At 52.5% G+C, this 23,036-nt stretch carries 21 protein-coding genes, 1 pseudogene, 1 riboswitch and 2 other annotated features; of the genes and pseudogenes, 4 read left to right on the forward strand and 18 right to left on the reverse strand.

Features of this window, described 5'->3' with window-relative positions:
• Nucleotides 1–144: 144 nt before the first annotated feature.
• A pseudogene (gpr, locus tag QQZ12_RS05570) lies at nt 145–885 on the reverse strand (GPR endopeptidase); the annotation flags it as partial.
• 205 nt (nt 886–1,090) lie between these two features.
• On the opposite strand from gpr, the gene rpsT reads away from it, so the two are divergent.
• Nucleotides 1,091–1,357 (forward strand): 30S ribosomal protein S20, encoded by a 267-nt coding sequence (gene rpsT, locus QQZ12_RS05575; RefSeq protein ID WP_022736683.1) that lies wholly within the window; start codon nt 1,091–1,093, stop codon nt 1,355–1,357.
• A gap of 83 nt (nt 1,358–1,440) precedes the next feature.
• Here rpsT and trpS read toward each other — a convergent pair whose 3' ends face one another.
• Nucleotides 1,441–2,418 (reverse strand): tryptophan--tRNA ligase, encoded by a 978-nt coding sequence (gene trpS, locus QQZ12_RS05580; protein ID WP_102993002.1) that lies wholly within the window; start codon nt 2,416–2,418, stop codon nt 1,441–1,443.
• Nucleotides 2,419–2,461: 43 nt separating this feature from the next.
• Nucleotides 2,462–2,706 (reverse strand) — a binding site (T-box leader).
• Nucleotides 2,707–2,846: 140 nt separating this feature from the next.
• On the opposite strand from trpS, the gene QQZ12_RS05585 reads away from it, so the two are divergent.
• The gene (locus tag QQZ12_RS05585; protein WP_102993003.1) at nt 2,847–3,359 is read left to right on the forward strand and encodes a CcdC family protein; all 513 of its coding nucleotides are present in this window, start codon (nt 2,847–2,849) and stop codon (nt 3,357–3,359) included.
• Between the two features lie 83 nt (nt 3,360–3,442).
• Here the strand turns inward: QQZ12_RS05585 and QQZ12_RS05590 are convergent, their stop codons facing one another.
• A complete protein-coding gene (locus tag QQZ12_RS05590) occupies nt 3,443–3,904 on the reverse strand; it encodes a 2-thiouracil desulfurase family protein (protein WP_102993886.1) in 462 nt (153 codons plus the stop codon).
• 341 nt (nt 3,905–4,245) lie between these two features.
• On the opposite strand from QQZ12_RS05590, the gene QQZ12_RS05595 reads away from it, so the two are divergent.
• Entirely contained in the window at nt 4,246–5,547 is a 1,302-nt protein-coding gene (locus tag QQZ12_RS05595) for a phytoene desaturase family protein (RefSeq protein WP_284724081.1), read from the forward strand.
• Nucleotides 5,548–5,599: 52 nt separating this feature from the next.
• On the opposite strand, the gene QQZ12_RS05600 is transcribed toward QQZ12_RS05595, so the two are convergent.
• The 8 genes from QQZ12_RS05600 to QQZ12_RS05635 all read right to left on the reverse strand — a co-directional run bounded on the left by QQZ12_RS05600 (nt 5,600) and on the right by QQZ12_RS05635 (nt 14,262).
• Entirely contained in the window at nt 5,600–6,172 is a 573-nt protein-coding gene (locus tag QQZ12_RS05600) for a hypothetical protein (RefSeq protein WP_106341476.1), read from the reverse strand.
• A gap of 15 nt (nt 6,173–6,187) precedes the next feature.
• Nucleotides 6,188–7,210: a DNA polymerase III subunit delta gene (gene holA, locus QQZ12_RS05605; RefSeq protein ID WP_181352759.1), complete on the reverse strand. Its 1,023-nt coding sequence runs from the start codon at nt 7,208–7,210 to the stop codon at nt 6,188–6,190.
• 18 nt (nt 7,211–7,228) lie between these two features.
• Complete coding sequence (locus QQZ12_RS05610) at nt 7,229–7,933, reverse strand: anti-sigma factor family protein (RefSeq protein WP_106341478.1); 705 nt, start codon at nt 7,931–7,933, stop codon at nt 7,229–7,231.
• The gene (locus tag QQZ12_RS05615) at nt 7,923–8,474 is read right to left on the reverse strand and encodes an RNA polymerase sigma factor (RefSeq protein ID WP_022736691.1); all 552 of its coding nucleotides are present in this window, start codon (nt 8,472–8,474) and stop codon (nt 7,923–7,925) included. Before QQZ12_RS05615 ends, QQZ12_RS05610 begins: the two co-directional genes overlap by 11 nt.
• A gap of 115 nt (nt 8,475–8,589) precedes the next feature.
• Complete coding sequence (locus QQZ12_RS05620; protein WP_102993008.1) at nt 8,590–10,995, reverse strand: DNA internalization-related competence protein ComEC/Rec2; 2,406 nt, start codon at nt 10,993–10,995, stop codon at nt 8,590–8,592.
• Between the two features lie 152 nt (nt 10,996–11,147).
• Complete coding sequence (gene dcd / locus QQZ12_RS05625; protein ID WP_102993009.1) at nt 11,148–11,705, reverse strand: dCTP deaminase; 558 nt, start codon at nt 11,703–11,705, stop codon at nt 11,148–11,150.
• Nucleotides 11,706–11,887: 182 nt separating this feature from the next.
• Nucleotides 11,888–13,048 (reverse strand): aminotransferase class I/II-fold pyridoxal phosphate-dependent enzyme, encoded by a 1,161-nt coding sequence (locus QQZ12_RS05630; protein WP_102993010.1) that lies wholly within the window; start codon nt 13,046–13,048, stop codon nt 11,888–11,890.
• Nucleotides 13,049–13,128: 80 nt separating this feature from the next.
• Nucleotides 13,129–14,262, reverse strand: coding sequence for a PLP-dependent transferase (locus QQZ12_RS05635; protein WP_102993011.1), 1,134 nt, complete (start codon nt 14,260–14,262; stop codon nt 13,129–13,131).
• 92 nt (nt 14,263–14,354) lie between these two features.
• Nucleotides 14,355–14,467, reverse strand: a riboswitch (SAM riboswitch).
• Between the two features lie 184 nt (nt 14,468–14,651).
• Between QQZ12_RS05635 and QQZ12_RS05640 the strand changes: the two genes are divergently transcribed.
• Complete coding sequence (locus tag QQZ12_RS05640) at nt 14,652–15,845, forward strand: ornithine--oxo-acid transaminase (RefSeq protein ID WP_284724082.1); 1,194 nt, start codon at nt 14,652–14,654, stop codon at nt 15,843–15,845.
• Between the two features lie 49 nt (nt 15,846–15,894).
• On the opposite strand, the gene QQZ12_RS05645 is transcribed toward QQZ12_RS05640, so the two are convergent.
• From QQZ12_RS05645 to yqeH, 7 genes are all read right to left on the reverse strand, one after another.
• A complete protein-coding gene (locus tag QQZ12_RS05645) occupies nt 15,895–16,632 on the reverse strand; it encodes a helix-hairpin-helix domain-containing protein (protein ID WP_123827465.1) in 738 nt (245 codons plus the stop codon).
• Between the two features lie 53 nt (nt 16,633–16,685).
• Nucleotides 16,686–19,154, reverse strand: a complete 2,469-nt coding sequence (leuS, locus tag QQZ12_RS05650; RefSeq protein WP_102993014.1) for a leucine--tRNA ligase — start codon at nt 19,152–19,154, stop codon at nt 16,686–16,688.
• Nucleotides 19,155–19,206: 52 nt separating this feature from the next.
• Nucleotides 19,207–19,436: a binding site (T-box leader), on the reverse strand.
• 51 nt (nt 19,437–19,487) lie between these two features.
• Nucleotides 19,488–19,829, reverse strand: a complete 342-nt coding sequence (rsfS, locus tag QQZ12_RS05655) for a ribosome silencing factor (protein WP_022736699.1) — start codon at nt 19,827–19,829, stop codon at nt 19,488–19,490.
• Entirely contained in the window at nt 19,826–20,422 is a 597-nt protein-coding gene (gene yqeK, locus QQZ12_RS05660) for a bis(5'-nucleosyl)-tetraphosphatase (symmetrical) YqeK (RefSeq protein ID WP_284724083.1), read from the reverse strand. Before yqeK ends, rsfS begins: the two co-directional genes overlap by 4 nt.
• Nucleotides 20,412–20,996 carry a nicotinate-nucleotide adenylyltransferase gene (locus QQZ12_RS05665; RefSeq protein WP_102993016.1) on the reverse strand — a complete coding sequence of 195 codons (585 nt, stop codon included), beginning with the start codon at nt 20,994–20,996 and terminating at the stop codon, nt 20,412–20,414. Before QQZ12_RS05665 ends, yqeK begins: the two co-directional genes overlap by 11 nt.
• A gap of 6 nt (nt 20,997–21,002) precedes the next feature.
• Nucleotides 21,003–21,872 (reverse strand): shikimate dehydrogenase, encoded by an 870-nt coding sequence (locus QQZ12_RS05670; protein WP_284724084.1) that lies wholly within the window; start codon nt 21,870–21,872, stop codon nt 21,003–21,005.
• 53 nt (nt 21,873–21,925) lie between these two features.
• Nucleotides 21,926–23,026 (reverse strand): ribosome biogenesis GTPase YqeH, encoded by a 1,101-nt coding sequence (yqeH, locus tag QQZ12_RS05675; protein ID WP_284724161.1) that lies wholly within the window; start codon nt 23,024–23,026, stop codon nt 21,926–21,928.
• Nucleotides 23,027–23,036 lie beyond the last annotated feature (10 nt).

The raw sequence follows: 23,036 nt of genomic DNA on the forward strand, positions 1-23,036 counted from the left end.
GGCTCATAATTAAAAGAAAAGTCTTATCAGTTTTAAGATCTTTATCTCAACCAACTTTAATTAACATCTGTTTTTTGATGGGAATAGGGAACGTCCTAGCAATCCTTTTAAACAAATGGATCGTTTCCATACCAGCAATATTGTAACTGTAGGAACTCCAATCGCAATCACCGGTACACCCAGTGTTTCTTTGGTGAGGGCTTTGCGCTTGTTGCCCACCCCTGAGCCAGGATGGATACCGGTGTCGGCCACTTGGATGGTGGTGTTCACGCGGCTGAGCGCTCTTGACGCCAATGAATCGAAGGCGATGACGAAGTCCGGTTTCGTCTTTTCCACCACGCCGCGCACGATCTCGCTCGTCTCGATCCCCGTGATGCCCAGCACGCCCGGCGACAGTGCGCTGATCGACCGATACCCTTCAGCGACGGACTCGGGCGCCAGCTCAAACAGGTGGCGGGTGACGAGGGTGTGTTTGACGACGAGCGGCCCGAGGGCGTCGGCCGTGACATTCCAGTTGCCGAGGCCGACGATCAGGCCGGAGTCGTCAAGGCCAATGCCAACCTCATCCAAAAAACGGCTGAATTGCTGGGCAAAGTGTTCACTTACGCGCTTTTCTAGCATGGAATCTCTGCTTCTAAGCGCCGGCACTTCCAACGTCAGATAGGTGCCAGGCACTTTGCCAATCGCTTCACTGCCCGCTTGCTCATCGATCCAGATCCAGCTGGTGGTGATGCCTTCATCGGTGTTCTCTTCCATCCGTACGCCGGGGATGTCGCTTGTGCCCCCCCGCTCTTCTACCGCCATCTGATGCGCTTCCCGCGCCAGGTCTGTGCGAATAGAGTAGCCAGACAAATCGATTTGGTGTTCAGTGCGCTCTGCGTTCATGAATGAATCTTCCTCCCCGTTGCATCCATAGGTGGATGCCACCTTTGTTCGGGACACCTCCCCGACAATCCGCTAATAGTTTGCTTTTTGTTGATTTATTTATTCCTCTGGCTTGTGTTATTGCTTTTTGCCATGGCTCATGCTAGAATATTGCATGTTGCATAAATGGGATGCGGAGATCAGAATCCCACAGGAGGTGAATGTATTGGCTAACATTAAGTCCGCAATCAAACGCGCTAAAACCAACGAAATTCGCCGTCAGCGCAACGCTTCCCAAAAGTCTGCTATGCGTACGGCTGTGAAAAAGTTCTTGGTTGCCGTTGAACAACAAGACAACGAAAAAGCAACCGTTCTGTACAAAGAGGCTGCTCGCACTTTGGACAAAGCCGTAACCAAAGGCCTGATCCATAAGAACGCTGCAGCTCGCAAAAAATCCCGCCTCGTAAAAAAACTGCAAGCATTGCAAGCGTAATGCAGCTTATGAACGACCCGCTTTGTTGGGTCGCTTTTATTTAAAAAGATCTCGCCCCAAGTTTTGGGACGAGATCTTTTCATTTAGATAATGCCCATGGCATCTTTGATGCGTTTCAATGTTTCATCAGCCACCGCCGCCGCCTTCTCCCGGCCTTGTTTTAGCACTTGCTCCACTTCGCCGGAGTTGCGGATTTCATAGAAACGCGACTGGATCGGCGCGAGATGATCGATCGTTACCTCAATCAGATCCTTCTTAAACTGACCATACCCCAAACCTTCATACTGTTTCTCTAATTCTTTGATCGACTTGCCTGACAGGCTGCTGTAGATGTTGAGCAAGTTGCTGATCCCTGGCTTCGCAACCGGATCGAAGCGGATGACATTCTCTGAATCGGTTACGGCGCGCTTCAGCTTTTTCTCAATCTTCTTGGGTTCATCCAGCAGTGTGATGTAGTTGAACTCGCTATCGGCGCTTTTGCTCATCTTTTTGGTCGGATTGTCCAGACCCATGATCCGGGCGCCCACTTCGCCGATGTACGGTTCGGGCAACGTGAAAATCTCGGCATAATCGCGGTTGAAACGCTCCGCGATTTCACGCGTTAATTCCAAGTGTTGCTTTTGGTCTTCACCGACCGGCACCCGCTTGGGGTTGTAAAGTAAAATGTCAGCCGCCATCAGAACGGGATAGGTGTAAAGTCCAGCCAAGACGGATTCGGACCCTTTGCCCTTCTCTTTGAATTGCACCATCCGATTCAGTTCGCCGACGCGGGCCACGCATTGTAACAACCAAGCCGCTTCTGCATGGGCTGGAACCTGAGATTGGACAAATATGGTGGACTTGGCCGGATCAAGCCCGGTCGCCAGATAAATAGCCACCAAATCAATGGTTCTTTGTTTTAGCAATTCGGGGTCTTGCGGAATGGTGAGGGCGTGCATATTCACCACACAGAAATAACAGTCGGCCTCCTCCTGCATTTGAACAAACCGTTGCATCGCCCCGATATAATTCCCCAGGGTCACGGCGCCAGTCGGTTGGATGCCAGACAATACGCGTTCCATCTTGACACACTCCTTTTAAGAGAAAATAAAAAAGCCCGCCCCCGTAAGGGACGAGCCTGAACTCGCGGTACCACCCTTATTTGCCCGAAAAACACACACTTCGGGCACACTTCATTCATTCATAACGGAATAACCCGGATTTCCTTACTGACGGAATCTATCGCATGCCCCCGCGTTCAGGAAAACGGCTCCAAAGCCCATTCGTATTGGGGGCCGGTTGGCTCGCACCACCCGCCAACTCTCTTAAGCGGCCGCTCCTATACTACTCCCCTTTATCATCGCCGTTGTGCCGTATGAAAATTTTCCCATTCACATATGATACTTAATGATATTCATTTTGCTCCAATATTGCCAAAAAGTCAAGCGAGCCCTTATTTACAAAGGGCCGGGAATGTGCTAGTTTTTTTCTAGAATCAGGAGGGACGGATATGGGACAAACTTTACCGATTCATCTCACAACCATCGCGCCGATCATCGGGGTCGCCATGGCTTCGACTTTTTTTATCATGCGGTTGAGAGCTTCCAAAAAGCCGACTTCAGCAAAAAAAATTATCATACCACCCCTGGGGATGAGCACCGGTTTCCTGATGTTCGTGTTTCCAGAATGCCGCATCCCCCTCTCTTGGGCGATCCTGTCTTTTTTGGTGGGAGCCTTGTTCTTCTCGTTGCCACTCATCAAAACATCCGCGTTTGAAATTAAAGGGGACGACATTTACCTGAAGCAGTCCCGCGCCTTCGTTGTCATTTTGAGCGGATTGTTTGTGGTGCGCCTCGCCTTGCACAACTACATCGAACATCATATCAGCATCTTCCAGACAGGCGGCGTTTTCTTCATCCTCGCCTTTGGCATGTTGTTGCCGTGGCGCGTCGCCATGCTGTTCCAATATAAAAAGATCAAAGAACAGCTTGGGCAGAAAAACGTCCCCTCGCCCACAGCCTAACAAGTTAAGCCCTCCTTCATCGGAGGGCCTATTTTTTTCCAGGCGCCATAAAGTTGCGGGACGCGTTTTCCATTAGGGCTTGCTCATGACTCCTGCTTCCACTCCTCCTCAGACACGACGTTAATCCCGTGGCGCTTAAGCAATGCCGCTGTCACTCCTTGTCCTGCTTTCTTCACGCCTTGAAAGGTGCCGTCATATACGATGCAATTGCCGCATGAGGGGCTTTTCTCTTTCAAGATTGCCTCCTCCACCCCCAGCATTTGGGCTACGCGTAACGCCTCATAAGCTCCCCGCACAAACGCTTCGGTCACATCTTCTCCGTCCACGGTGACCACTTTTGCCTTTCCATCCAACACATCATGCCCATCGCCGCCAACGATTTCCGCTGGTTTGCGTGGAGTGGACAACCCGCCAAGCTGCTCCGGACAGACGGGCACCGCCTCCCCCCGCTTAATGAGTTCTTGAATCTGCTCCACCCGATTGTGCTTGCCATCATACCGGCAATGGATACCGGCAAAACAAGCACTCACCAATTTTTTCTTCATCGTATCCCTTCCCTTGTCTTCCATGTTCAACCTCTGACAAGTAGTCTAGCGTCTTATAAACCGCTTTCCCCTATGCTTCACCCGTGATGAGGTACTTACCGGGGAGAAGATGCTCCAGCGCTCATATGCATCCAGTTGATTATCCGTCACGCCCTAATGTACCCCTTCTCCACGCCCTTATCAACATCCCTTTCGGACCGGAAATCGAACGCACTAGCAAGAAATTTCCGAACTCAAATAAAAACCTACTCTAAGTGTTTTAAACTTGATAAAATAGGAAAGTGATAGATATCTCATTTTTTTCCGCTTTGTAACCGTTTACTGGAGGAGAGTGTTTCTACGTGTCTGAAAAAGCGATTGTGGTGGGTGGAGGTTTGGCCGGTTTGAGCGCCGCCGCTCGGCTCGCACACAATGGATACGATGTGACTTTGTTGGAAAAAGCGCCCAAATTGGGTGGTCGGGCGATTACCATTCCGTTGAAAGGATTTAATTTCAACTTTGGGGCGCATGCCATTTACGCCCGCGACAAGTCCATTTTGCGCAAATTCGAACATGAAATTGGATTAAACGTCGATTGGAAAGATTTTTCCCCATCCAAAGCCTTTTATGACATGGGATCGTATACAACGCCGATGCCGGCAACATTGGAAGGGCTTTACCGTACCAAAGTGCTGGATTCGCAAAACAAATTGCGATTTGCTTATGAAGTGTTCAAAACAATGTCCTCCATCAATCGCGGGGAAGAAGGCATCCCTATTGGTGAGTATTTACAAAAGGAAACGCCACAAGTCCGCGATTTGCTTTTGACCATCGCTTCATCCAACTTTTTCACCAATGAACCAGAACGCATTCCTTCGACGTTGTTTTTCGATTACTACCGGCGCCTGTTCGCGACCCAACGGGCCGTTTCTTACATCGGCGGCGGTTGGCAAGCCATCGTGCAGGCTTTCGCCGACATCATCGAAAAAAACGGCGGACGCATCATCACCAAAGAAAAAGTGAGTCGGATCGACCTGGACGGCAAGGAAATCACAGCCATCTACGGCAAAGAAGAAAGGGTGTACACCGCAGATCATTATCTATTCTGCATTCCGCCCAAAGAATGTAGCCAATTGTTTGCGGAAACGCCTTTGCAAAAGTATTTCGAAGAATATGTTCGTTACTCCCCCACCAGTGTGGTCGTGTACGACGTCGGCCTTTCCGAACGGATTTCCAGCCCGTTTACTTACATTTATCAAAAGGCGCAAAAGGTATTCATCACAGACATTTCATACTATGACACGACCTGTGTACCTGAGGGCGGACAATTGATGCAAGCCGTCGCCTATCTAAATGAAGAGGAGATCGCCCAAAACAAAGCCGATGAGAAAGTAGCCATCATCGAATCCATTTATGACAAGCACTTCCCCGGCTGGCGCGACCGGCTTGTAGCTAAACGTGTGTCCAAAAAAGCGACGGTACAGGAAATCAAATGCATTGATGACCAACGGCTGATGCCGGTCAAATTCCACAGCCTGGCCAACGCTTATTTCGCAGGTGACTGGTGTCAAGGAAAAGGGCAACTGTCGGAGCTTTCCTTCACCTCCGCTTATGAAGCCACCCGCCGCATCATGAAGCACCCTGTTGAAGAGGAACAGGATTGATTCGTAAAAAGCCCGGCTCGCTATTCGCAAGCCGGGCTTTTTGCATTTGTCATCAACTCATCAACATGACCACACAGGTGCCGATCAACGTCATCCCCAAGGTCACGGATGCAAACACAATGGAAAATAACCTTTTCTCTTCAGCGTAAGTATGCAGTTGTTCCGGCGTCTTCCCATCCATCCGCTTAATGTGCGAACGATGGTTTAAGTTGATAATCAATAGCACGATCACCGGAACGACAATGAAATACCAAATCGGTATCCCTTCGCGAAATGGAGCCCCTCCCTCACGAATCGCGGCCTGCACAAAGAAGAACAAGCTACAGGCCGTTTGCAATAAAGCGGTGGAGAACTGATATTTCCCCCAACTTTCCCCCAGCTTCTCATGTTCATATTGCGATAATTCTCCCATGCCGGGGAGCACCCGCAACAAGGGGTTGCTTTCCTTAAACACCCAGATGCTGACGGGCGTCACCAAAAAGAGCAACCCCAGCGCTAAGAAAAACTGCGGGGCGGTGACATTGATCGCCAGCAACAGGCCCAACAAAAGTAACACGGCAACAAACAGCCCGTTGAGATACAGCCATTGCCGTTTGCGCAAAGCTTGTCGTTGTTGGTCTTGCATCATTGATTGCTCCTTTCAAGCGGACATATGCAATCGGAACAGCAATCGTTCGACAGCCAATTCTTTGTCCACTTTTCCCGATTTGATCTCCTGGTCGGCCGCAATGGCCATCGCCAACAAAGAACGCAACTGCTTTTCACTGAAAGCCCTCGCTTGGCGCAACGCCAATTTCACCGGATAGGGGTGCACTTTGAGCTGTTGCGCCATCTCGCGTTCACTCATTCCTTTTCCTGCCAACGTCTTCACTTGAAACATCAGGCGGAATTGACGAATGACCAGCGCCAAGATCCGCACGGGTTCTTCTTTCTGGAACAGCAAATCATGCCAGATATGAAAGGCGTCTTCCAACTTTCGTTCCGCGATTTTCTCTGTCAGTTTGAACACATCCTGCTCCAACGTGCGCGGAACCAATTCCGATACGATCTTTGGGGTGACGACTCCGTTCTCACCCACAAACGTGGCCAATTTCTCGCATTCTTGATGCAAGAGGTGCAAATCGTTTCCCACTAAGACAAGCAGTTCTTTCAGCGCATCGGCATCGATCCGCACCAGTCGCTCGCGCAACCGGCGCACTACCCATTCCGCAGCTTCTTTGCCTTTGAGCGAGTCAAATTGCGCCGTGCGGGCGCCGGCCAACAATTCCTTCACTACCTTCTTGCGCTTGTCCAAATGGTCACCGTGCAGGGTGAGCACCACCACGCTTGTTTCCAACGGGTTTTTTAAATAATGGATCAGTGCGTCCGGATCATGGGAGACACCGCTTTTTCCTTTGCTGGCTGTTAAAAACTGCGCGTTTTTGCCCACGATAAAGCGGCGTTCACCAAAAAAAGGAAGCGTCTCCGCCTCCTGAACCAACATCTGAATCGGCGTTTCTTCCAAATCCAATGTAACCGCGTTGCCAAACTCATCTTCCTCGGGCATCACATGCGCACGCAACCCCGACAGCGCTTCTTCAATCAAAAAGCGCTCGGTGCCGTAAAGAAAGTAAACTGGGTGAATCTTGTTCTGCTTCAGCTCCCGTAAAAGCTCCTGGTTCACTGACTTCACCTCTTCACCCTAGTTTACCTTTTCGCCCCGCTCGACATCAATAGTGAGCTGCTTGGAAGCCCCTTTTTCATCCTGGTAAGAGACTTTGACGCGTCGAGCGGAAACCCATTGCATGCGCGGCTTTTGCCCGCCGACGGACAGCTTTTGCGAATAGGTGGTTTTCGCATCCTTGGTTTTGACCAAAAGGTGATTGTCGGTCCAGATCGCTTGATATTCACGATCCGGGGAAAACGCAATGTGGGACTGTCCGTCTTTTTCGCTGCTCATGGAGATGAGCACATCAGGCGGAACTTTGCTAGCATTTTTCCCATCGAAGGGACTGCCGTCGCCTCGCGAAGTCATCGTTTGTTTTGGCGGATCGCTCATCAACCATCCATTCACCCACGCACCGCTCACAAATCCCACGACAAACAGAGCCGCCATGCCGACAGCCACTCGTCGAGACGGACGCCAGCGCGCCATCCAGCCGGATGGATTCGGACGGGACTCGGACGGTTTGTCTTCCATTTCCGCCAAGAGCGAATCAACCATGCTAGTCGGCGGCATCACTTGCGGCAAACGGGACAGCTCATCGGACAAGGAGCGAAACCCTTCATAAATGCGTGCATCTTCAGGCGAGCGGGCCAGATGCTTCTCCAACATCTCCTTTTCCACTTGCGTCAAATCACCATCAAGGTCGCGTTGCATCCATTCAATCCATTTTTCACGATCCATGGGTGGTGGCCCCTCCTTCCTTATAAGCCGCCAGCCATTGTTTCAACTGCTTGCGTGCCCGAAACAAGTGCGATTTGACTGTATTGATCGGCATCCCCATCGCCTCAGCGATCTCCTGGTAATTGTACTCCTGAATATACCGCAACACGACCGCCGTTTGTTGCGTTTCTGGCAGGCGGGAAATGGCCTGCTTCAGATCAGTCATCATCGCGCCGCCTTCCACTTCGCGGACGGCCTTAACATCTTCTCGCCAAAAATCTTCCCGCATTAACACCACCTTCTTCCTTTTGCGAAACATATCCATACATACATTGGTCACAATCCGTTGCGCCCAAGTGTGGATCATGGCATCCCCTTTGTATGTCGGCAAATGCTTATACACCTTTAATAAGGCTTCCTGTGTTGCATCCAGAGCATCTTGCTCATTGTTTAACAAATAATACGCTGTGCGGTACATCGCGACTTCCAGTTGCTTCAACACTTGGACGACAGCTTGCCTGTCTCCCTGTTGCGCGCGCCGGATCAAATCAGAGTCGAGCAACAATACCCCTCCTACCATTTAGACTTTCTCGTTCAGATCGATGTTGCAACCAGTGTACCATAAATTTGCCAGATCCCTTTTGAAAAAAGTTTGCCTTTTTTGTCTTTCCAACGCGTCAACCGCCATCTTTTAAAACGGAAGCAATCCGTAGCCGACCCGTTTGCACTTCCACTTGTATCGCTCCCTGAAGGTCTGTTCGCCAAATATGTATCCGTTCTTTCTGCAAGCGGCGGATCACTTCTGGAGCGGGATGCCCGTAGCGGTTTCGCTTACCGGCCGAGATGACCGCATGCTCCGGCTTAAGCACTTCCAACCACTTGGATTGCGTGCCTGATCGACTGCCATGGTGAGCCACTTTCAACAGATGGATATCCGGCAGGCGCAGTTGGCGCAGCAACTGGTCTTCCGTCGGACTTCCCGCATCTCCGGTGAAAAGAAACCGCACGCCATCTACCGTCAACAGAAAAACGAGCGAATCTTCATTTCTTTCGTGACGCGTGCTGATCCCCGGATGGTAAAATTGCCAATTCACGCCTTCCCCAAGCCTTTCCCACCGATGCAAACGCGGTACCTGCACAAGAATGCCCCTGCGACGGATCGCTGTCATCACTTCGCGCTCCATGGGAGATTGGATGGGGGAGGAATTGCGCACCACCCGCTTGACCGGTATGCGCTCCACTATGGCCTTAACCCCGCCGATGTGATCTAAGTCGCCGTGGGTCATCACCAACGTATCAATCTGGTTGATGCCACGGAATTTAAGAAAAGGAACCACCACTTGCTTGCCGGCATCAAAGGAAGCCTCCCCATCCCGCACATCGCGCCCGCCGCCGTCAATCACAATCACCTGCCCCGATTTCGCTTCAACCACCGCACAATCTCCTTGGCCCACATCTAGAAATGTGATGCGCGTCGCATCGCTCCCTATTTTCATGCTTGCGGCGATAAAGAGTAAGCCGATCCAGCAAATCCACCCATAGACGCGATGCGCGCCGCTGTGAAAGCGAAATGCCCCGCACCATGCAGCAAAAAGATACCAGCTTGCCAATGCGTACGCCACCAGCCACCAACCCGGTGGGGTTTGCCACAAGCGATGCAACGGGGTCATCTGCGCCAGCACACCGACACCCCCATCCACGATATACAGGCAAAGCGTAACCATCTCGGCCACCGCACGGGCGCCCGTTTCCCAGACTGCCGCCAACAACACCGAACCCATCCCCAAGGGCGTCACCACTAAGCTGACAATGGGCACAAACAATAGATTGGCGACACCAGACAAAAGCGAATATTCATGAAAATGAACCAGTGCAAACGGCAACGAAACCCCTTGAGCAATCAGCATTCCCGCTAATGCTTGTCGCGCCCAAGCCCAGGGAAGAGGAAGGGCATCACCCAAACTCCCTGTCCCAATGACCAATGCGGCGGTTATGGCATATGTAAGTTGAAAACCAGCTTCTTCCAATACATGCGGATTCCAGCCACATTGGAGCAAAAATGAAAGGGCCAAGAAAGATAGCACATCCTGCTGGCGGCGCAAAAGGGTGGCGAGCAAAACCATTCCGGCCGTCAAGGCCGCCCGAATCACAGGGGCGCCCATGCCGGTCAGGATGACGTATAACGGAAGAAGAGCCATAACTAAGCCCGCCGCTTTTTCCCGGGTCATGCCGAGCCGCTTCAATCCCCAATACCCGACTGCGAGCAACACACTGACATGCAAACCTGAAATGGAGAGGACATGGATGATGCCAAGGGTAGCGTAATCCTGTTCAATCCGTTCGGGAACCGCTTTTCTCTCGCCCAGCAAAATGCCTCGCATCACACCGCTTGTCTGCTCCGGATAAATCTGTTTCACGGTTTCACTTGCCCAGTTCCGCACTCCGCCCATCCAATACAAGGGGTGGTATTTGGCAACGGCCAACAGACGGAAATCGGACAGCGACTTTCCTTCAGCCAACCAGTGAATGCCTCGCCGTGCCAAGTACTCCCTGTAATCAAAGGCCCCCGGATTGCGCGGCAGAGGCGGACGTTGAAAAGTGAGTGGCATCGCTACCGTCTGCTGGGGTTTGATCTGCGTGGCTCGCCGCCACTGGCTGGGGTCGGACAGAGCTACCGTAACTTGCACCGGCTCCCGTTGCGGCAAATGCTGCCACTTCCCGCCCACACGCAACCGCTCCACATCGAGCACAAACAGGAGGCGATCCCCGTCACACTCAGGCAGGGAGGTGACCTTGCCTACCACCGGCAGGGATCGGGAGGACTCGGCGGATGCCCCGATCAGTGGCGAAAGTGCCGACGGCGAATGCCCCTCCACCCATGCGATCCGCCCGCCTGACAAGCACACGCCTACCAACAGCAAGGTAATAAAAACCCCTTTCCGCCATTGGTAATATGCCCACCCGCCACCTACCAGTGCGGCCAGCGCGGCGAGCAGGTAGGCCATGGCGGGGAGCCGACACCATCCATGTACGAAGTAGCCGAGCACCCACGCCAAACTTAACACCACCAAAGGCCGTTTCATTTTCCCACCTCCTTTTCGCACCAGTTCTTTCTTCCCGCCTTATGCCTATTTCCTTCTTTCCCCAACAAATTTCAACAAAAAAACACCCATGTCGCACATGAGTGTTCAATCTTGCCGGCAATGCGGCTTTTACGTTCACGCTATCTGAAGCTTTACACTTTCGGCAACGTGATGCCCGTTTGGCCTTGGTATTTCCCTTGCTTATGTCCATAAGAAACTTCGCACGCTTCATCGCTTTCCAAGAACAGGATTTGGCACAATCCTTCATTGGAATATATTTTCGCCGGCAGGGGGGTCGTGTTGGAGATCTCCAATGTCACATGTCCCTCCCAACCCGGTTCCAACGGGGTGACGTTGGTGATGATGCCGCAACGCGCGTAGGTGGATTTGCCAACGCAAATCGCCAGCACGTTTTCAGGAATGCGGAAATACTCCACCGACCGGGCCAAAGCAAACGAGTTCGGCGGAATGATACATACCTCTCCTTGAAAGTCCACGAAAGAATCGGAACTGATTTCTTTGGGATCAATCACCGAATTTAACGCATTGTGAAAAATCTTGTACTCATCCGCCACCCTGAGGTCATATCCGTAGCTGGACAAGCCAAAGCTGACGGCCTCCCCTTTTCCCACATTGCGATCGATAAATGGTTCGATCATCTTCCGTTCTCTCGCCATCATCCGTATCCATTTATCCGATTTGATTGTCATCTTGGATAACTCCTTCTCTGCTGGATCGTTCTTTATTATTGTACATAAATTAGGCGAAAAGAAAAGCGCCCCCTGTGAAGGAGGCATTAGACTGCGGAATAGGGTATGTGTAGATAGAAACGGTGAAAAACCCCTTTCCCGAAAAGCGTCATGTCACGCAGGAAAATTTAGTTCCTACGGCGTTATTTCCCCACGGCTATTGGCACGCTAAACGACATCGCTTGCGCCAGGTCTTCAATTAGGTCGTCGGCACTTTCCAGACCGACCGACAACCGCAACAGTCCATCCGTGATCCCGTGTTTTAGCCGAACTTCCGGTGGCATAGAGGCATGGGACATCAGCGCCGGATAAGACAAAATCGATTCTACCGCACCTAGGCTGACCGCCACGATCGGCAATTTGACGCGTTGTAAAAATTGGCGCACCTTATCTCCCTCGCCAAGATCAAAGGAGAGGACAGCCCCGTGCCCGCTGGCTTGCGCGTCCTGTACATAGTGGCCTTCATGCGACGGCAGGCCGGGATAATACACCCGTTCCACATCGGGATGCTGTTGCAACCACAAGGCCACTTTTTCCGCACTTCTTGTCGACAGCTCCATTCTCGCCTTCAACGTTTTGATCCCTCTCATCACCAGCCAAGCGTCATGAGCGCCTAGCACTGCGCCAAACGCGTTTTGCAATTGCGCTAATGACTCCGCCAATTCTCGGTCTTTGACTGCGACCAATCCAGCGATCACATCGCTGTGGCCCCCGATGAATTTGGTCGCGCTGTGGATGACGATATCGGCCCCCAATTCCAATGGACGCTGATAATACGGGGTGAGGAAGGTGTTGTCCACAATCGTGAGGAGACCATGCGCTTGGGCGATGTTGACAACTCCCCGAAGATCAGTCACTTTCAACAGCGGGTTGGATGGTGTCTCAATATACAGCGCTCTGGTATTAGGCTTGATCGCTTGCATCACTTGTTCCAAATCCGTCGTATCCACGAAACTCGTCTCAATCCCCATCCGCTCAAACACGTTGGTCAACACGCGATAGGTGCCACCATACACATCCTGGGAAACCACCAGATGATCTCCGCGTGAGAAGAGGAGAAACACCGTGGAAATCGCTGCCATCCCGGAAGCAAACGCAAATCCCCTACACCCGCCTTCCAGTTGGGCGATCGTCGCTTCCAACGCCTGGCGGGTCGGATTTCCCGAACGGGCGTAATCAAATTCCCCTGGTTGGTCAATCGAAAATTGGTGAAACGTGGAAGCTTGGTAGATCGGGATGCTCGACGCTCCCGTAACTGAACAGATCTCATTCCCATTGTGCAACAACTTTGTGTCAAACCTCATCTCATCCTCATCCCTTTCTTTAACTTACCGTGCTCGTTTGGCGGTGTGTAAAAGCTCCCTCAGCGGAACAAATTTCGTGCTTACCCTTGCGGTAAGGCTTGCGCCAAGTCGGCAATCAAGTCCTCTTGGTGTTCAATCCCCACCGATAAGCGCAACAAGCGGTCACAGACACCTGTTTGCTCCCTGATTTCCACCGGAATGTCGGCATGGGTTTGCGTGGCCGGATAGGTTATCAAGCTTTCTACGCCCCCCAGGCTTTCCGCAAAAGTGATAATCTTCAAATTGTTGAGAACTGGACGCACCCACTCTTTGCGCTTCAAGCGGAATGACAACATCCCGCCGAACCCGTCCGCCTGCTCAGTGAGCAAGGTTTTGCTCCGAGAGTCCAGCGCGGGGTAATATACTGCGTCGACAACCGGATGGCGCTCTAAATAAGCAGCAATCGCTTGAGCGTTGGCCTCATGCTGCCTCATACGGAGCGCCAAGGTTTTCATCCCCCTGATCAACAACCAACAGTCCAATGGGGCTAACACCGCGCCGATTGCTTTCTGCAAAAAGGCGACCCGCTCCGTCAGTTCTGCGCCCTTGGTCACGATCAACCCGGCCAACACGTCATTGTGCCCACCCAGGTATTTGGTGGCGCTGTGAATAACGATATCCGCTCCCAACGTGAGGGGACGATGTAGAAAAGGCGTCATAAACGTATTGTCCACGATGGTGATCAGTCCTCGTTCCTTAGCCAACCGGCAGACCGCAACAACATCTGTCACACACATCAGCGGATTGGTGGGCGACTCGATGAAGATCGCTTTGGTGTTAGGCTGAATGAACCGTTCAATGTCCGCCAAGTTCCGCATATCCACATAAGAAAAGGAACAACCGTACCGTGTCATCACCTTCTCAAATAGCCGGTACGTTCCGCCGTACAGATCCAACGATACGATCAAGTGATCCCCTTGGCTGAACAAACCCATCAGCGTGTGGATCGCCGCCATTCCCGAACTGCACGCGAATCCGCCGTCCCCCCCTTCCAATCGGGCGATACTTTCCTCTAGCACGTCTCGCGTCGGATTGGAAGCGCGTGAATAATCATACCCAGTGCTCACCCCGTCAACATGCTCATATGCAGTTGAAAAATAGACCGGATAGTTCACTGCTCCTGTATTCCGTTCTTGTCTGTTCCCGATTTGCGCCAACGCTGTTTCCATTCTCATCGGTGTTTCCTCTCCTTTGATGCGGAAATTTGGCAAACAAAAAACCCCTTCCCGACAAGAGAAGAGGTTTGCGCGCGCGGACGGACCGTCTCCTCTTATCTCTCAGAACTTTTTGTTCTGCAGGATTTGGCACCTTCCGGTGATACCATCTCACCGAGGTTGCCGGGCTTCATCGGGCCAGTCCCTCCGCCGCTCTTGATAAGAGAAACAATATGAATGTTTATTACGTTTGCATTTTTAATGATAAGGTGATTATACCCACTCCTTTTTTATCCGTCAAGTCTGTTATTTATGCGCAACAGTGAAATAGTATACATTTCATTGATTTCGCGCACTTTATTACCTAAAATGAGGTTAATTGGGTAAATTACAAGGGAGGTTCATCATCCATGTCCAAAAACCAAGCAGTGATTGAACTCACGGATAAATACGGAGCGAAAAACTACCATCCCCTGCCGATCGTCATCTCCAAAGCAGAAGGCGTGTGGGTGGAAGACGCCGATGGCAATCGTTACATGGATATGTTAAGTGCTTACTCTGCGCTCAACCATGGTCACCGTCATCCGCGACTCATCCAAGCCCTGAAGGATCAAGCAGACAAAGTGACGCTTACTTCCCGCGCCTTCCACAACGACCAATTGGGCACGTTTTATGAGAAAGTCGCTGAGCTGACCGGCAAAGAAATGGTTCTGCCCATGAACACGGGTGCAGAAGCTGTTGAGACGGCGATCAAAGCGGCTCGGCGCTGGGCTTACGATGTGAAAAAGGTTGCCGACAACCAAGCAGAAATCATCGTCTGTGAAGATAACTTCCACGGCCGCACCATCACCGCTGTTTCGCTATCTTCCAACGAAGAATACCAACGTGGATTCGGTCCGCTCACACCCGGCTTTAAAGTGATCCCTTATGGCGATTTGGAAGCGCTTAAAGCGGCTATCACCCCGAACACGGCTGCCTTCATGTTGGAGCCGATCCAAGGGGAAGCGGGAGTCATCGTTCCACCGGAGGGCTTCCTGCGCCAAGCCTTGGAAATCTGTAAAGAACACAATGTCCTCTTCATCGCCGATGAGGTACAAACTGGCTTCGGGCGGACAGGCCAGTTCTTCGCCTGCGATTGGGAAGGCGTGAAGCCGGACATGTACATTATGGGTAAAGCATTGGGCGGCGGAGTCATGCCGATCTCCGCAGTCGCTGCCGACAAAGAAATCTTGGGCGTCTTCGATCCGGGTTCGCACGGCTCTACTTTTGGCGGTAATCCTCTCGCTTGTGCTGTGTCCATCGCCGCACTCGATGTTCTGGTGGAAGATGATCTCACCACCCGTTCTCGCGAGTTGGGTGAATACTTCATCACCGAATTGAAAAAAATCGAAAACCCGATCATTAAAGAAGTACGCGGTAAAGGTCTCTTCATCGGCATGGAACTGTATGAGAAAGCACGTCCATACTGTGAAGCACTGATGAAAGAAGGGTTGCTCTGCAAAGAAACCCACGACAACACCATCCGGTTTGCGCCTCCGCTCACCATCACTCAAGAAGAGTTGGATCTCGCGCTGGAAAAAGTGCGTAAAATCATGTCCAAATAAGAGCGTTACACGTTTTAAGCGATCCAGTTTGCCTGGATCGCTTTTTCCTTTAATGCACTGTGATCTGTTCGCGGAATTTCTCCACTGTCTTCTCGCCGATGCCGGGCACCTGCGCGATGTCCTCCACCGATTGGAACGGCCCGTGTTCTTCGCGGTAGCGGACGATGGCCTCCGCTTTGCTAGGACCGATTCCGTTCAGCTTGTCCAACTCTTCTACCGTCGCGGTGTTCACATTGATCTTCCCGCCGGCATCCGCCGAGTCAGCCTTCGCCGTTTCCATAAACGGTGTCACCTGCTCCCCTTGTTTGGGAATGTATAGCACCATCCCATCCCGGAGCGGCTCAGCTAAATTCACCCGTCCCAGATCAGCCTCGTCCCGCGCCCCACCAGCGCGCTCTAGCGCCTCATACACTCTCGCCTCCGAACTAAAATGATATATGCCCGGCTTGTGCACCGCTCCTTTCACATCGATGATGATCGCTTTCTTACTCGCTTGTTTGTTCGTGTTTACCTCAGGTCTTTCGGTCACGGGCGGATTGGCCTGAACCGGGTATTCCATCCACTCCTGCCTGTCAGGACGCTCTTCCTGTCCAAATAGCCAGACTGCTCCTACTGTCAACACCACCCCCGCCAACGCAATCGCCAAGCCCTTCTCCCTTGGTGTCCAATCCCAGTAAACCATCGCCTTCACGCTCCGACATTTTTTTCCAATTACCCACACTATACCCGTTTCTCCCCATTTGCACAATAGGGATGACGTCCCCCCTGCATGCTGCCAGAACGACAAAAGGCTCCGCCCCCTATACCGGGAACGGAGCCTCTTGCTTGGCTAAATCCACCTTAATTCGCTACGATATTCACAAGTTTACCTGGTACCACAATGACTTTACGCACTGTTTTCCCCTCGATCAACGCTTGGATGCGCTCGGTTTCCAACGCCTGCTTTTCTACTTCCTCACGGCTGGCATCGGTTGCGACGACTAATTTGTCCCGCACCTTGCCATTGATCTGCACGGCGATTTCCACCTCGTCCAGCACCAACGCCTGTTCATCGTAGGTGGGCCAGTCAACGCGGTGCACGCTGCCCTCTTTCCCCATCGACTGCCACAGCTCTTCCGTCACGTGCGGCACGAACGGAGCTAGCAAGACCACCAGCGTTTCCAGCGCTTCCTTTAACACTGCGCGGTCAGCATGCTCGGGATATGCATACAGCCCATTGACCAATTCCATAATCGCACTGATCGCGGTGTTGAAATGGCTACGCTCCCCGATCTCACTAGTCACTTTTTTGATGGTTTGATGCATCAGGCGGCGCAATTCTTTCGCCTCGCCGCTTTGTGGTTCGCCCTGCACAGGGATATCTTGTGCAAACAGCGCTTCATGCTGGGCGATCAGCCGCCACACGCGGTTGATAAACCGATAGCTGCCTTCCACACCGGAATCGCTCCATTCCAAATCGCGGTCAGGCGGAGCCGCGAACAGGATGAAGAGCCGAGCCGTGTCCGCACCGTATTTCTCGATGATTTCCAGCGGGCTCACCACGTTGCCTTTGGATTTCGACATTTTAAATCCGTCTTTCAACACCATGCCTTGCGTCAACAAGCTATTGAACGGTTCGTCCACAGGCACCAAGCCCGCATCGTAGAGAACCTTGGTGAAGAAGCGGGAGTAGAGCAAGTGCAACACCGCATGTTCGATCCCACCGATATATTCATCTACCGGCAACCATTTGGCCGCGCTTTCCGGCGTAAATGGCTCATCTTCATTTTGCGCGTCCGTGTAACGCATGAAATACCAGGAAGAGTCAATAAACGTGTCCATCGTATCTGTTTCACGGCGCGCTTTGTTGCCGCAACGCGGGCACGTCGTCTGCACAAAAGTGTCCGAAGTGGTCAGCGGGTTGCGCTTTCCATCAAACACCACATCTTCCGGCAACATGACCGGCAATTGCTCCTTGGGCACTGGCACCGCTCCGCACGAGTCACAGTAAATCATCGGAATGGGCGTGCCCCAATACCGTTGACGGGAGATGAGCCAATCACGCAAGCGGTATGTCGTCGTCCAACCGCCTTGCTTCCGCTCTTCCAGCAACTTGGCAATCTCCTTCACCGCTTGGCGGTTAGGCATCCCGTCAAAGTCCCCTGAACGAGTCAGCACCCCGTCTTCGGTATACGCTTCCGTGAGCGGCTCTGGCAACGGTTCCCCTGCCGCCGGTTGAATCACGGCTTTGATGGGCAGTCCGTATTTGGACGCAAATTGGAAATCCCGCTCATCATGCGCAGGCACTCCCATCACGGCGCCCGTACCGTAATCCATCAGGACATAATTGGCCACCCAGATGGGTACTTTTTCTCCCGTAAGCGGATGCTTGGCGTAAGCCCCAGTGAACAAGCCCACTTTTTCTGCCTCGGTGGATGTGCGCTCGATCTCAGATTGTTTTTTCATCTGTTCGATGAAAGCGAGCACATCTGCTTCCGTTTCTTTACCTTTCACCAAACGAGGCACCAAGGGATGTTCAGGCGCCACCACCATGTAGGTCACCCCAAACAGGGTGTCAGGCCGGGTGGTGAAGACGGTCACCGGCTCATCGTCACATTCGGGCACCGTAAATGTGACATGCGCCCCTTCGCTCTTGCCGATCCAATTGCGTTGCATCGCTCGCACCTTGTCAGGCCAGTCCGGCAGCCGGTCCAACCCTTCCAGCAGGCGTTCCGCATAGTCGGTGATGCGCAAGAACCACTGTTCCAACTCTTTTTTGGTCACTTCTGAATCACAACGCCAGCACTTGCCGTCTTCCACCTGTTCATTGGCCAGTACCGTGTTGCAATCGGGGCACCAATTGACGAAGGCCTTCTTGCGGTAAGCCAATCCCCGCTCATAGAACAGCAAAAACAGCCATTGGGTAAACTTATAATACTCAGGCAGACAAGTGCCCAAATAACGGTCCCAGTCATAGGAAGCACCGATCAGCGCTTGCTCTTTGCGAATGCGCTCCATGTTGGACAAGGTCCACTCTCTGGGATTGATGCCGCGATTGATCGCCGCGTTTTCCGCAGGCAAGCCGAACGCGTCCGCCCCCATCGGATGCAAGACGCGGTAGCCGTTCATGCGCCGAAACCGAGCCACCACGTCACCGATGGAATAAACCCGCATATGCCCCATATGCAACCCTTCGCCGGAAGGATAAGGAAATTGCTCCAGTGCGTAATACTTGGGTTTGCTCTCATCTTCATCCGTATGATGCAGGCGCGCTTCCTGCCACGCCTGTTGCCATTTGCGCTCAATTTCTTTTGGCGTATACTCTCTCATGACCTGTACGCTCCTGTCCTAAAAAATTAAAAACCTCCCGCCCCTAGTCTCAGCTAGGGACGAGAGGTTGGATAACCAATTCCCGCGGTACCACCCTAATTAGCACCAAATCAAGTACTCACTCAAATCCGGTAACGGGGATGAATCGCTGAAGGGTACTAAATGTCCGTTCCCCTCCAGGGCGATAAGGCGAGTTCGTCCACCGCCTCAGATTGACTTGCACCAACCGTCAACTCTCTGTGCTGAGCCAAGCGGAGTACTACTCCTTATCATAGCTGTGAAATCATATGTTTTTCATCATTATATGCAAAGGGGAAAATCAGTGTCAACGCTTTATTGCACTTTCACTTGCTGAGCGTCGCCCCACAGTCGTTCCAAACCGTAAAATTCACGCTCATCTTTGTGGAAAACATGCACAACCACATCCCCGAGGTCAATAAGAACCCAGCGAGCATCCTGATATCCTTCGATTCCTTTGAGTGGTAGGTTGAGTTCGACGATTTTCTCTTTGATGCCGGTCACAATCGCTTGCACCTGCGTTTGGGAATTCCCGTGGCAGATGACAAAATAATCGGCAAATCCCGATATCCCGCGAATGTCGAGAACCGTCACATCTTGAGCTTTTTTCTCCTCGGCAGCGGTGGCCGCCAATTGTGCGATTTCCACTACGTTCAAAAAAATTCCTCCCTTGATTCCGTTTGCGTTTGCGCCACTTGGTCCAACATCCAGTTGCGGGCCAACAGTGTCGGTGGGTACACTTTTTGCTTTTTTTGAATCAAGAATTGGATCGTGTTTTCCAGCGCTTTTAGCAACGCTTGATCCAAGTTCGTTTCCGCCAGCAACCGCACTTCGTCCAATCCCGGAAATTGGCGCGCCGGTTCAATATAGTCGGCTAGCCAAATCACTTTTTCGAGCTGGGACATGCCCTCGCGCCCCGACGTGTGGTACTGGATTGCATGAAGCACATCGGGATCGGTTATGCCAAATTGATCGCGGGCCACGATGGCAGCGACCGGACCATGCCACAATTCTTTGTTGTATTGGAGCAGGTCCTTCGGCAAATCCGATTGCCGAATCCGTGCGGCCAGCTCGGTGTCGGGCCAGAACTTACAATAATCATGCAGAATGCTTGCGACGGTCACGGGATGGGGGTCCATGCCCAGCCGGTCTGCCAGCTGCAAAGCGGTATCTTTCACCCTGAGGGTGTGTTCCCACCGCGAGAGCGGCATCTGTTCTTTTGTAGCTTGCAATAAAATCTCAAGATCCATACAACCCATGCTCCTTCATATACTGGTAAACGGCATCCGGAACAAGGTAACGCGCTGATTTCCCTTGACTGAGACGCTGGCGGATCATGGTGGAGGAAATGTTCGTCAGCGTCGGGTCCGGTATCCAATGAAGCCGATTTTTCACGTAAACCGGCAAGCTTTCCACCTCCACGCCCGGCCTTCCCAAACCGATGACTTGGACAGATTGCAGGATTTCCTTTATTTTATACCAATTGGGCAAATCTTTCACCATGTCCGCCCCGACCAAGAGGTAAAACTGGGCATCTGGATGCGCTTCCGACAACATCCGCACAGTGTCATGCGTATAGGAAGGGCCTTCCCGCTCCAGTTCCATCGTGGATAGTTGAAAGCAAGGATGGTGTTGGATCGCCAAACGAACCATGTTGACCCTGTGGATACTGGCCGAGATCCGTTTGTCCAATTTGTGCGGCGGTTCCGCCGCGGGGATAAACCAAACCTGATCCAATGCGGCAACCTCGCGTGCCTGTTCCGCCAAGATGAGATGACCCAGATGAATTGGGTCGAAGGTTCCGCCAAATATCCCTACTCTCATGATGATTCACTCTTTCTGTTCCCTTTTTCCCGCCAAAGAGGCTTCCAACACCTTGCGCATGACTTCGACTGGTGCCTTTTTCCCGAGCCACAACTCCAGCGCCAAGGCCGCTTGATGCAGGAGCATGCCTTCACCGGTGTGGATGGTTGCGCCTTTGGCCTTGGCCGCTCGCAACAGGGCCGTCATGCGCGGATGGTAGACAAGATCGCTCACCAAATGATGGGCATTGAGCCATTCACCCGGAATCGGCATCTCCTCCATCCGCGGCACCATCCCCACCGACGTGGTGTTGACGATCAACGTGGCAGCTTCAATCTCCTGCCGGCAATCATTTACGGCTACGGCTTTTGTCTGGGTATAGCGGGACAAGTGTTGCGCCAGCTCCTCCGCCTTAGCCACCGTCCGATTGGCGACGGTGATCGAGGAAACGCCAGCCGCCGCCAGTGCATAACCGACAGCCCGCGCCGCTCCGCCCGCTCCCAAGAGAACCACCCGTTGCTCCGCCGGTTCAAACGAAACCTGTTCCTGCAAGGAGCGAAGATAGCCAGCTCCGTCGGTGTTATAACCAATCCACTTGCCTTCCCGCTTCACCACGGTATTGACAGCACCGATCTCCCGCGCTGTTTCATCCAATCCGTCCAAATGTTCCATGATCGCCACTTTGTGCGGGATGGTAACATTCCATCCCTTCACATCTAGCGCCCGTAATCCCCTCACTGCCTCCTCCAGCGCGGATGGGGAAACCCGGAACGCCAAGTATGCGTAAGGAGCCTTCAGTTCGGCCAATGCCGCATTCATCATAACCGGCGATTTGGAATGACTCACCGGATCACCGAGTAAACCGAGCAACCCTGTATGGCTGTCAATGAACCCCATTCCTCTTCCCCCTTGAGAGATGCGATCTCTTCATGCTTGCCCGACAGCCCGCGTCAGATCAATGCCGGACGTGTCGTCACCTGTATCCCGTCCGGCGCCCACACTTCCAGCGTAGCTTTTTCCTTGCCGCACGCGACCCAACCCAATCCGGAAATCACGATATCCTGCTTTTGGCGGCCGTTTAAATGGATCGGATGTTTCTTCCATCTTGGCAACGCCTCCGGATTGCGGGGCGGCGTCAGCAAGCCACCGCGATGCTTCCGCCAAATGTCATCGGCTTGTGCCAATTTTGTCCGATGAACGTACAGCCGGTTGGATAAATAACAGACAAACGGTTGCTTTGGCCCGCGCACAAAGTCAAAACGGGCAAATCCCCCGAAGAACAGCGTTTGCTCCTCGTTCAGCTGATAAACTTTTGGTTTGAGCGTCGATTGAGGCACGACCAACTTCAGCTCTTTGGGCTCGACCCACTCGCTCACGCGGTCTTTGCGGACGATCCCCGGCGTGTCGATTATTTCTTTCCCATCATCCAGCGGAATGCGAATGGCGTCCAATGTCGTGCCTGGGTAAGGTGAGGTGGTAATCACATCCTCGCCCTCTTCGGTAACCTCTTTGATCAGGCCATTGATGAACGTAGATTTTCCTACGTTGGTTGTACCGACTATGTACACATCCCGCCCACGGCGATGATATTCAATCGCTTGGACAGCATCGCGCATTTTCATGCCCTTGGCAGCACTGCACATGATAACTTCTACGGGATGAACCCCCATGTCCCGCGCGGACTGGTACACCCATTCCCGCAAACGCCCCCATTTGGTCGAAGGGGGGAACAAGTCGACCTTGTTAGCAACCAGCAATAACGGGTTATTCCCAATGCGGCGATGCAATCCTGGAATCCAACTCCCGGCGAAGTCAAACAAGTCGACCACCAACACCACCAAGCTGTCCGTCGATGCAATCGCATCTAACAACCGATAATACGCATCAGGTTCTTGCTCCACCGCTTCAATCTGCCCATAATGCCGGATGCGGAAACACCGCTGGCACAACACCGACTCCCGATTGAGCGCCTGAGCCGGGGCATAACCAACCTGTTTGGGGTCTTCGCTCTGAATAGCGACCCCGCATCCTTCGCAACGAAACTCATGCATGTCGTTCAAT

The sequence above is a fragment of the Laceyella tengchongensis genome (assembly GCF_900182735.1).
Classification (GTDB): Bacteria; Bacillota; Bacilli; order Thermoactinomycetales; family Thermoactinomycetaceae; genus Laceyella; species Laceyella tengchongensis.

What these genes read in the sequence shown, in the direction of transcription:
- trpS (WP_102993002.1), bottom strand. Translation starts at nt 2,418, where the DNA reads ATGGAACGCGTATTGTCTGGCATCCAACCGACTGGCGCCGTGACCCTG.
- QQZ12_RS05585 (WP_102993003.1), top strand. Translation starts at nt 2,847, where the DNA reads ATGGGACAAACTTTACCGATTCATCTCACAACCATCGCGCCGATCATC.
- QQZ12_RS05590 (WP_102993886.1), bottom strand. Translation starts at nt 3,904, where the DNA reads ATGAAGAAAAAATTGGTGAGTGCTTGTTTTGCCGGTATCCATTGCCGG.
- QQZ12_RS05600 (WP_106341476.1), bottom strand. Translation starts at nt 6,172, where the DNA reads ATGCAAGACCAACAACGACAAGCTTTGCGCAAACGGCAATGGCTGTAT.
- QQZ12_RS05610 (WP_106341478.1), bottom strand. Translation starts at nt 7,933, where the DNA reads ATGGATCGTGAAAAATGGATTGAATGGATGCAACGCGACCTTGATGGT.
- QQZ12_RS05620 (WP_102993008.1), bottom strand. Translation starts at nt 10,995, where the DNA reads ATGAAACGGCCTTTGGTGGTGTTAAGTTTGGCGTGGGTGCTCGGCTAC.
- dcd (WP_102993009.1), bottom strand. Translation starts at nt 11,705, where the DNA reads ATGACAATCAAATCGGATAAATGGATACGGATGATGGCGAGAGAACGG.
- QQZ12_RS05630 (WP_102993010.1), bottom strand. Translation starts at nt 13,048, where the DNA reads ATGAGGTTTGACACAAAGTTGTTGCACAATGGGAATGAGATCTGTTCA.
- QQZ12_RS05635 (WP_102993011.1), bottom strand. Translation starts at nt 14,262, where the DNA reads ATGAGAATGGAAACAGCGTTGGCGCAAATCGGGAACAGACAAGAACGG.
- QQZ12_RS05640 (WP_284724082.1), top strand. Translation starts at nt 14,652, where the DNA reads ATGTCCAAAAACCAAGCAGTGATTGAACTCACGGATAAATACGGAGCG.
- leuS (WP_102993014.1), bottom strand. Translation starts at nt 19,154, where the DNA reads ATGAGAGAGTATACGCCAAAAGAAATTGAGCGCAAATGGCAACAGGCG.
- yqeK (WP_284724083.1), bottom strand. Translation starts at nt 20,422, where the DNA reads ATGGATCTTGAGATTTTATTGCAAGCTACAAAAGAACAGATGCCGCTC.
- QQZ12_RS05665 (WP_102993016.1), bottom strand. Translation starts at nt 20,996, where the DNA reads ATGAGAGTAGGGATATTTGGCGGAACCTTCGACCCAATTCATCTGGGT.
- QQZ12_RS05670 (WP_284724084.1), bottom strand. Translation starts at nt 21,872, where the DNA reads ATGGGGTTCATTGACAGCCATACAGGGTTGCTCGGTTTACTCGGTGAT.
- yqeH (WP_284724161.1), bottom strand. Translation starts at nt 23,026, where the DNA reads ATGCATGAGTTTCGTTGCGAAGGATGCGGGGTCGCTATTCAGAGCGAA.